This is a genomic window from Streptomyces sp. NPDC060031, assembly GCF_042736805.1.
Taxonomy (GTDB): Bacteria; Actinomycetota; Actinomycetes; order Streptomycetales; family Streptomycetaceae; genus Streptomyces.
Genome location: NZ_JBHWVM010000074.1, coordinates 31,589 through 39,395 on the forward strand (window position 1 = coordinate 31,589; position 7,807 = coordinate 39,395).

The window sequence follows — 7,807 nt, forward strand, 5'->3', positions numbered from 1 at the left end:
TCGAAGATCTGTGAGGCACCACGTGTCCGATGCGCTGGCCCCCTTCAATTTGAGTGTGTTGAATCCGGCCACCGAGGAAATCATCGCCACCGTCCCGGCCGCCACACGGGACGATGTCGACGCCGCCGTCACACGGGCCGCCGCGGCCCAGCGCGGCTGGGCGGCCGCCGCCCCCGCCGACCGGGCCAGGCTGCTGCGCCGCTTCGCCTCGGTCGTCGACGGGCACATCGAGGAACTGGCGCGGCTGGAGGTCCGCGAGGCCGGCCACACCATCGGCAACGCCCGCTGGGAAGCCGGCAACGTACGCGACCTGCTCGACTTCGCCGCCGGGGGAGTCGAGCGCCTCTCCGGCCGCCAGATCCCCGTCGCCGGCGGCATCGACGTCACCTTCCTCGAACCCCTCGGCGTCATCGGCGTGATCGCCCCGTGGAACTTCCCCATGCCGATCGCGGCCTGGGGCCTGGCCCCGGCGCTGGCCGCGGGCAACGCCGTCATCCTCAAGCCCGCCGAGACCACCCCGCTCACCGCGCTGCGCCTCGCCGAACTCGCCCTCGAGGCCGGGATCCCCGAGCACCTCTTCCAGGTGCTCCCCGGCCGGGGAGCGGAAGCGGGTGACGCGCTGGTCGAGCACCCGGGCGTCGCGAAGATCGTCTTCACCGGCTCCACCCGGGTCGGCAAGCAGATCATGGCCAAGTGCGCCGACCGCGTGAAGCGGGTCACCCTCGAACTCGGCGGCAAGAGCCCCAACATCGTCTTCGCGGACGCCGACCTCGAGGCGGCCGCCGCCGCGGCCCCCATGTCCTTCCTCGACAACACCGGACAGGACTGCTGCGCCCGCACGCGGATCCTCGTACAGCGCTCCGTGTACGACCGGTTCCTGGAGCTGGTGGCCCCCGGGATCGAAAGCGTGGTCGTGGGCGACCCGGCCGACGAGAAGACCCAGATGGGGCCGCTGATCTCGCGGCTGCAACTGGACCGCGTACGGTCCTACGTCACCGACGACCTCGCCGCGATCCGCGGCGCCGCCCCCGAGGGCCCCGGCTTCTGGTACCCGCCGACCCTGGTCACCGACGTCGCCCCCACGGCGCCCGTGGCCGCCGAGGAGGTCTTCGGCCCGGTCGCGGTCGTCCTGCCCTTCGAGGACGAGGAGGACGCCGTACGCCTGGCCAACGCCACCGAGTACGGCCTCTCCGGCTCCCTCTGGACCCGCGACATCGGACGCGCGCTGCGCGTCTCGCGCGCCGTCGCCGCGGGCAACCTGTCCGTCAACTCCCACAGCAGCGTCCGCTACTGGACCCCCTTCGGCGGCTACAAGCAGTCCGGCCTCGGCCGCGAGCTCGGACCCGACGCCCTCACCGCTTTCACCGAGACCAAGAACGTCTTCATCAGCACGGAGGCCTGAAAACCCATGTTCAGTCGCGACACCGAAGAGATCGTCTGCCGCCGCCTGGTCGGCCGTACCGCCGTCATCACCGGAGCCGGCAGCGGCATCGGCCTCGCCACCGCCCGCCGGCTGGCCTCCGAGGGCGCCAACATCGTCTGCGGCGACATCGACGAGACGGCCGGCAAGGCCGCCGCCGAGGAGGTCGGCGGCACCTTCGTGAAGGTCGACGTCACCAGCCCGGAGGAGGTCGAGGCACTGTTCAAGACCGCCTTCGACACCTACGGCTCCGTCGACATCGCCTTCAACAACGCCGGCATCTCGCCCCCGGACGACGACTCGATCCTCACCACCGGCCTGGAGGCCTGGAAGCGGGTCCAGGACGTCAACCTCACCTCCGTCTACCTGTGCTGCAAGGCCGCACTGCCCTACATGCAGCGCCAGGGCCGCGGCTCGATCATCAACACCGCCTCCTTCGTGGCCGTCATGGGCGCCGCGACCTCGCAGATCTCGTACACCGCCTCCAAGGGCGGCGTCCTGGCCATGTCCCGCGAACTCGGCGTGCAGTTCGCCCGCGAGGGCATCCGCGTCAACGCGCTCTGCCCGGGGCCGGTCAACACCCCGCTGCTCCAGGAGCTGTTCGCCAAGGACCCGGAGCGCGCCGCCCGCCGCCTCGTGCACATCCCGCTGGGCCGCTTCGCCGAGCCCACCGAGATCGCCGCGGCCGTCGCCTTCCTCGCGAGCGACGACTCCTCCTTCATCAACGCCACCGATTTCCTCGTCGACGGCGGCATCTCCGGCGCGTACGTCACCCCGCTGTAAGCATTCATCCCAGATCCACCCTCCCGACAGCCGGGCGTCGCACGACGCCCGGCTGTCGTGCTCTACCGTCCGCGACGATCCTCACAGGAACCAGGAGTGTCCACCTCAGTGACCCGACCCACCACCGCGCGCCGGCTCCAGGCCGTCGCCGCCGCCGTCGCGATATCCGGCGGCGCCCTCGTGGCCGCCGCGCCCACCGCCCAGGCGGCCCGCCCCGGCACCCACTGCACCAGCCCGCGGCTCGCGGCCGGCTGGTACGGGGACAACCAGGCCCGCCTCCAGCAGCTCATCGACGAGTACGGCGCCTGCAACCCCTACCGCCCGAACCGCAACAAGCCCGTCGCCGTCTTCGACTGGGACAACACCGTCGTCAAGAACGACGTCGGCGACGCCACCATGTTCTGGATGCTGCGCAACGGCAAGATCCGCCAGCCCGCCGGGGGCGACTGGTCCACCACCAGCCGCTACCTCACCCCGGCCGCAGCCAAGGCCCTCGCCGACGCCTGCGGAACGCTCGCGCGCCCCGGCGCCCCGCTGCCCACCGGCGCCCCCGAAGCCGCCGGCTGCGCCGACGAGCTGAACTCCGTCTACGGCGCCGCGGCCACGAGGGCCGGCGCCGCCGCCTTCGCCGGCTGGGACCGCCGTACGATCGAACCCGCCTACGCCTGGCTGCCGCAGCTGATGCAGGGCTGGACCGCGAGCCAGGTCCGCGGTTTCGCGGCCGCCGCGCGGAGCGAGAACCTGGCCGCGCCCGTCGGAGCCAAGCAGCAGGTCGGCAGCACCTCCGCCACCGGCTGGGTGCGCTACTACGACCAGCAGAAGGACCTGATCGCGGGCCTGCAGAAGGCCGGCTTCGACGTCTGGATCAGCTCGGCCTCGCCGCAGCCGGTCGTCGAGGTGTGGGCCAAGGGCGTCGGCATCACCTCCGACCACGTCATCGGCATCCGCAACACCACCACCAGCGGCGGGAAGTTCACCTCCCACCTCCAGGGCTGCGGATCCGTCCGGGACGGCGCCGACTCGATGATCACGTACATCGACGGCAAGCGCTGCTGGATCAACAAGGAGGTCTTCGGGGTCCGCGGCGCCGCGGCCGAGAAGGTCCAGCCGGCCGCGCGCCGCCAGGTGTTCGCCGCGGGCGACTCCGACACCGACATCTCGTTCCTGCGCGACGCGACCGCCCTGCGGCTCGTCGTGAACCGCAACAAGAACGAGCTGATGTGCCGCGCGTACGACAACAGCGACGGCAAGTGGATCGTGAACCCGATGTTCATCGAGCCGAAGAAGCAGAAGAGCTCGCCCTACCCGTGCGCCACGACGGGCTACGTCGACCACGAGGGCACGGCCGGACCCGTCCGCCGGGGCGACGCGAGCATCGTCCCCGACCAGACGGACACCGTCTTCTAAGCCCCCGCCAGTCAGAGGAACGTGCGGCCCTCGCCCCGGTACGTCGGGGCGGTGGCCGTCACCCGATCGCCCTCGACGAGGTGCAACTCCTCGAAGCGCTCGCACAGTTCCCCGGCCTTCGCGTGCCGGAACCACACCCGGTCGCCGATCAGCAGATCGTCCGCCGCGCCGCCCAGAAGCGGCGTCTGTACCTCGCCGGCGCCCTCCTGCGGGTCGTAGCGCAGCCCCTCGGGCAGGTACGGCACGGGGAGCCGGTCGGCCCCCGCCGCCCCCGAGGCGGGGTACCCGCCGCCCAGCACGGTCACCACGCCCACGCCGGGCCTGCGGACCACGGGCAGGGCGAACAGGGCCGCCGGACGGCCCCGGAACGACGTGTAGTTGTCGAACAGCCGCGGTATGTACAGCCCCGACCCGGCGGCGATCTCCGTGACCGCGTCTTCGGCGGCGGTCTGCTGGACGCTGCCGGTCCCGCCGCCGTTGACGAACTCCAGGTCCGGCACGACGGCCCGCACGGCCCGCACGGCCTCGCCCCGGCGGGCGGCCAGCTCCTTGCGGGCGGCGCCCTGCATCAGCCGGATCGCACGCGACCGCAGGGGCCGCCCGGCCAGGGAGTCGCCGACCCCGGCCACGTGTCCCTCGTACCCCATCAGCCCGACGACGCGGAAACCGGGACGCGCGCTCACGATCCGGGCCAGCTCGGCGAGTTGCGCGGGCTCGCGCAGCGGCGAGCGGCGGGCCCCGACGCGCACCCGGCCGCCGAGCAGGTGCAGCGCGGTGTCCAGCTCCAGGCAGACCCGGACCTCCTGCGTCCCGCCGTCCCGGGAGCGGTCGATCAGCTCCAGCTGCGCCGGGTCGTCCACCATGACGGTGACGGCGGCGGCCAGCTTGGGATCGCCCGCCAGCTCGGCGAATCCGCCGCGGTCGGCGGACGGATAGGCGAGCAGCACGTCCTCGAAGCCGGAACGGGCCAGCCAGATCGACTCGGCCAGGGTGTACGACATGATCCCGGCGAACCCCGGCCGCGCCAGGACCCGTTCGAGGAGCGCACGACATCGGACGGACTTGCTGGCCACCCGGACCGGCTTGCCGCCGGCCCGCCGCACGAGGTCGTCGGCATTGGCGTCGAACGCGTCGAGATCCACGATGGCCAGGGGCGCGTCGAGATGCGCGGTCGCCCGGTCGTACCGGGCCCGGTCGGAAGACATGGCGGCAGCTTGCCACGTGGTGGTACCGGTGGGTAGGGGCTACGGCCACCGCCCTCGCCCGTCCCGTCGTCCCGAGCGCCCGGGCAGGCCCGTACAGTACGGCTAGGCAGCCGTACGGAACGGGGGGCGGAGCCGCCGGATGAGCACGTCGACACCGCGGACCGCGGTCCTGGCCGAGCCCGGTCCGCCCGCGCCCCGGCGGCGGCCCGGGCGGGTGTTCGCCGCCGTGCTGTGCACCCTCCTCGGAGCGGGGATGACCGGCGCCGCCGGCTACGAAGCGGTCGCCGAACACCGCGCCGCGCACCGGCCGTTGGCCGCCGACGCGGCGTACCGCAAGGCCGCTTCCCTGTGGCGGGCCACCCCCGTCGACACCCTCTTCCCGCCCGTGCTCGACGGCCGCGGCGCCGGTCCCGGCGGCGCCGACCGCACCTGGACCCGGATCGCGCTGGCGCCCGACGCCGACTGCCCCGCCGCGCTGAGCGCCGACTGGCGGGCGCTGCTCGCCCCGGCCGGCTGCACCCGCGTCCTGCGGGCCACCTACACGGACGCCACCCGCAGCTCGCTCGTCACCGTCGGCATGGTGTTCACCCCGGCCGACGCCGCCGCCATGCAGGGGCTGCGCGGCCGGTTCGCGGCGCCGGCCGGCTACGGCTTCGACGACGACCGGCGCGCCGCCTGGACCTCCTCCGTCCTCCCCGAGGCACCCGTCGTCGTGTACGCCGTCTCCGCCTTCAACGACGGCCGCACCCTGGACGCGCCCCGGCCCGCCGAGGACCTGATGCGCCAGGACGCCACCGGACCCGCGGCCCGGGCGGGCCTCGGCCACGAGACCAAGGCCGTCGCCGACCGCGTCGAACGCGCCGTACGGGCCCTCGCGGCCCCACCCGCCCCGGAGCCCACCCGATGAACCCCCGGCCCCGCGCCGCGGTGCCCCGCGCCGTGACGACCCGCGCCGCGACCGTCCTCGCGCTCGGCGCCCTCCTCGCCACCGCCGCGGCGCCCCCGGCCCTCGCCGACGGCATCCGCGACCGCCAGTGGGGGCTCACGGCCCTGCGTGCCGAGGAGGCCTGGGGCACCACCCGGGGCGACGGGGTCACCGTCGCCGTCCTCGACACCGGGGTCGACGACGCCCACCCCGACCTGGCCGGGCAAGTGCTCCAGGGGACCGACCTCGTCGGCATGGGCGCCGGCCGCGGCGACCGGGCCTGGGCCCGGCACGGCACGGCCATGGCCGGGATCATCGCCGGACACGGCCACGGGCCGAACCGCCGCCAAGGCGTCCTCGGCATCGCACCCCAGGCGAGGATCCTCCCGGTCCGGGTGATCCTGGAGGAAGGCGACCCAGGCCGGGCCAAGGCCCGCGAGAGCATGGGCGGCGCCCTGGCCGAAGGCATCCGCTGGGCCGCCGACCACGACGCCGACGTCATCAACCTGTCCCTCGGAGACGACAGCAGCTCCGCCCACCACGAGGCCGCCGAGGATGAGGCCGTCCAGTACGCCCTCGCCAAGGGCGCGGTCGTCGTCGCCTCCGCCGGCAACGGCGGCGAACAGGGCGACCACGCCTCCTACCCGGCCGCCTACCCCGGGGTGATCGCCGTCACCGCCGTCGACCGGCGCGGCCGCAAGGCGGGCTTCTCCACCAGCAACTGGTACGCCACCGTCTGCGCCCCGGGCGTCGACGTCGTCATCGCCGACCCCGACCGCTCCTACTACGAGGGCTGGGGCACCAGCGCGGCCGCGGCCTTCGTCTCCGGCGCGGTGGCCCTGGTCCGCGCCGCGCACCCCGACCTGTCCCCGGCCCAGGTCAAGAAGCTGCTGGAGGACACTGCCGCCGACTCCCCGGCCGACGGCCGCGACGACGCCCGCGGCCACGGCCTGGTGGATCCGGTCGCCGCCCTCCAGGCCGCGGACGCGGTGCGCGCCGAGCCCCCGGTGCCCTCGCCCGCCGCGGCCGGCAAGGCCTACTTCGGCGCCGGCTCCGAGCCGCTGCGGACCCCCGAGCGCCGGGCGCGCCTGGGCACGCACGCCGCCGCGGCCGCGGGTCTGGTGCTGCTCGCGCTGGCCGCCGTACTGGCCCGGCGTCCGAGGCCCGCCCGGCGGAGTAGGGTCGGGTAACTGTGGCGAACAAGAACATCCCCGACCCCGGTTTCTCCGACGACGACGGCTCCGCCGACCCCAGGCTGAGCGCGGCCCTGGCCGCCTGGGCCGAGGACAGGGGCAAGGAGCCGCAGGTGCTGGCCGCCCTCAAGGACGCCCGCCTGCTGGTCCCCGTCGTCGCCGTCCTCGGCGAGGTCGAGACGGACCCGGAGACGGGCCTCAAGCGCGAGAAGACCAGCGACATGGCCGTCCCCACCCTGCGGGCGGGGGACCGGCGGGCGCTGCCCGCCTTCACCTCGATCGCCTCGCTGGCCCTGTGGGACCCGGCGGCCCGCCCGGTGGCGGTCCCGCTGCACCAGGCGCTGGCCGCCGCCGCGCACGAGAAGGCCGACACCCTCGTGCTGGACCTGTCCGGCCCGGTCACCTACCAGCTCACCGGCTCCGCCCTGCTCGCACTGGCCGAGGGCCGCACGGACGCGGGCCCGCTCGCCGACCCCGCCGTACGGGAGGCCGTACGGGCCGCCGTGGCCGCCGAGCCCGCGGTGCTGCGCGCCCACCTCGTTCAGGGCGGCGCGGACAGCGACGGCACCCTCGTGATCGCGCTGACGGCCGACGCCCAGGCCCCGGCGGCGGCCCGGCGGGTCGCCGAGGCCCTGGCGGCCGACGAGACCCTGCGCGCTCGCCTCGTACGCGGGCTGGACCTCGCGCTGCTCCCGGCGCAGGCCCCGGCGCCGGCCGGCGAGCCGTTCTTCGCCCGCTGAGAGCGCGCCGGGAACCGGAAACGGAGGTGGGGCCGGGGGGGTGGGGCGCCCCGCGCACCGACGCGTGGTGGGGGGTGGAGGGGGGCGCCGGTAGCGGGCGGACCGGGCCGGCGTAAGTGGGGCCGGGCGGGGCG

Annotated in this window: 7 protein-coding genes; 6 read left to right on the forward strand and 1 reads right to left on the reverse strand. The window is 74.8% G+C overall.

Features of this window, described 5'->3' with window-relative positions:
* Positions 1–49 precede the first annotated feature (49 nt).
* From ACFWB8_RS27405 to ACFWB8_RS27415, 3 genes are all read left to right on the forward strand, one after another.
* Positions 50–1,402 (forward strand): aldehyde dehydrogenase family protein, encoded by a 1,353-nt coding sequence (locus tag ACFWB8_RS27405; RefSeq protein WP_385232536.1) that lies wholly within the window; start codon positions 50–52, stop codon positions 1,400–1,402.
* 6 nt (positions 1,403–1,408) lie between these two features.
* Complete coding sequence (locus ACFWB8_RS27410; RefSeq protein ID WP_385232539.1) at positions 1,409–2,203, forward strand: 3-oxoacyl-ACP reductase; 795 nt, start codon at positions 1,409–1,411, stop codon at positions 2,201–2,203.
* Positions 2,204–2,311: 108 nt separating this feature from the next.
* The gene (locus ACFWB8_RS27415; protein WP_385232542.1) at positions 2,312–3,610 is read left to right on the forward strand and encodes a haloacid dehalogenase-like hydrolase; all 1,299 of its coding nucleotides are present in this window, start codon (positions 2,312–2,314) and stop codon (positions 3,608–3,610) included.
* 11 nt (positions 3,611–3,621) lie between these two features.
* On the opposite strand, the gene ACFWB8_RS27420 is transcribed toward ACFWB8_RS27415, so the two are convergent.
* A complete protein-coding gene (locus ACFWB8_RS27420; protein WP_385232545.1) occupies positions 3,622–4,815 on the reverse strand; it encodes an amino acid deaminase/aldolase in 1,194 nt (397 codons plus the stop codon).
* Between the two features lie 139 nt (positions 4,816–4,954).
* On the opposite strand from ACFWB8_RS27420, the gene ACFWB8_RS27425 reads away from it, so the two are divergent.
* The 3 genes from ACFWB8_RS27425 to ACFWB8_RS27435 are packed head-to-tail and all read left to right on the forward strand — an operon-like array spanning position 4,955 to position 7,673.
* Positions 4,955–5,722, forward strand: coding sequence for a hypothetical protein (locus ACFWB8_RS27425; RefSeq protein ID WP_385232548.1), 768 nt, complete (start codon positions 4,955–4,957; stop codon positions 5,720–5,722).
* Complete coding sequence (gene mycP, locus ACFWB8_RS27430; RefSeq protein WP_385232550.1) at positions 5,719–6,930, forward strand: type VII secretion-associated serine protease mycosin; 1,212 nt, start codon at positions 5,719–5,721, stop codon at positions 6,928–6,930. The genes ACFWB8_RS27425 and mycP overlap by 4 nt, the downstream gene beginning before the upstream one ends.
* 2 nt (positions 6,931–6,932) lie before the next feature.
* Positions 6,933–7,673 (forward strand): SseB family protein, encoded by a 741-nt coding sequence (locus tag ACFWB8_RS27435; RefSeq protein ID WP_385232553.1) that lies wholly within the window; start codon positions 6,933–6,935, stop codon positions 7,671–7,673.
* Positions 7,674–7,807 lie beyond the last annotated feature (134 nt).

What these genes read in the sequence shown, in the direction of transcription:
- ACFWB8_RS27410 (WP_385232539.1), top strand. Translation starts at nt 1,409, where the DNA reads ATGTTCAGTCGCGACACCGAAGAGATCGTCTGCCGCCGCCTGGTCGGC.
- ACFWB8_RS27420 (WP_385232545.1), bottom strand. Translation starts at nt 4,815, where the DNA reads ATGTCTTCCGACCGGGCCCGGTACGACCGGGCGACCGCGCATCTCGAC.
- ACFWB8_RS27425 (WP_385232548.1), top strand. Translation starts at nt 4,955, where the DNA reads ATGAGCACGTCGACACCGCGGACCGCGGTCCTGGCCGAGCCCGGTCCG.
- mycP (WP_385232550.1), top strand. Translation starts at nt 5,719, where the DNA reads ATGAACCCCCGGCCCCGCGCCGCGGTGCCCCGCGCCGTGACGACCCGC.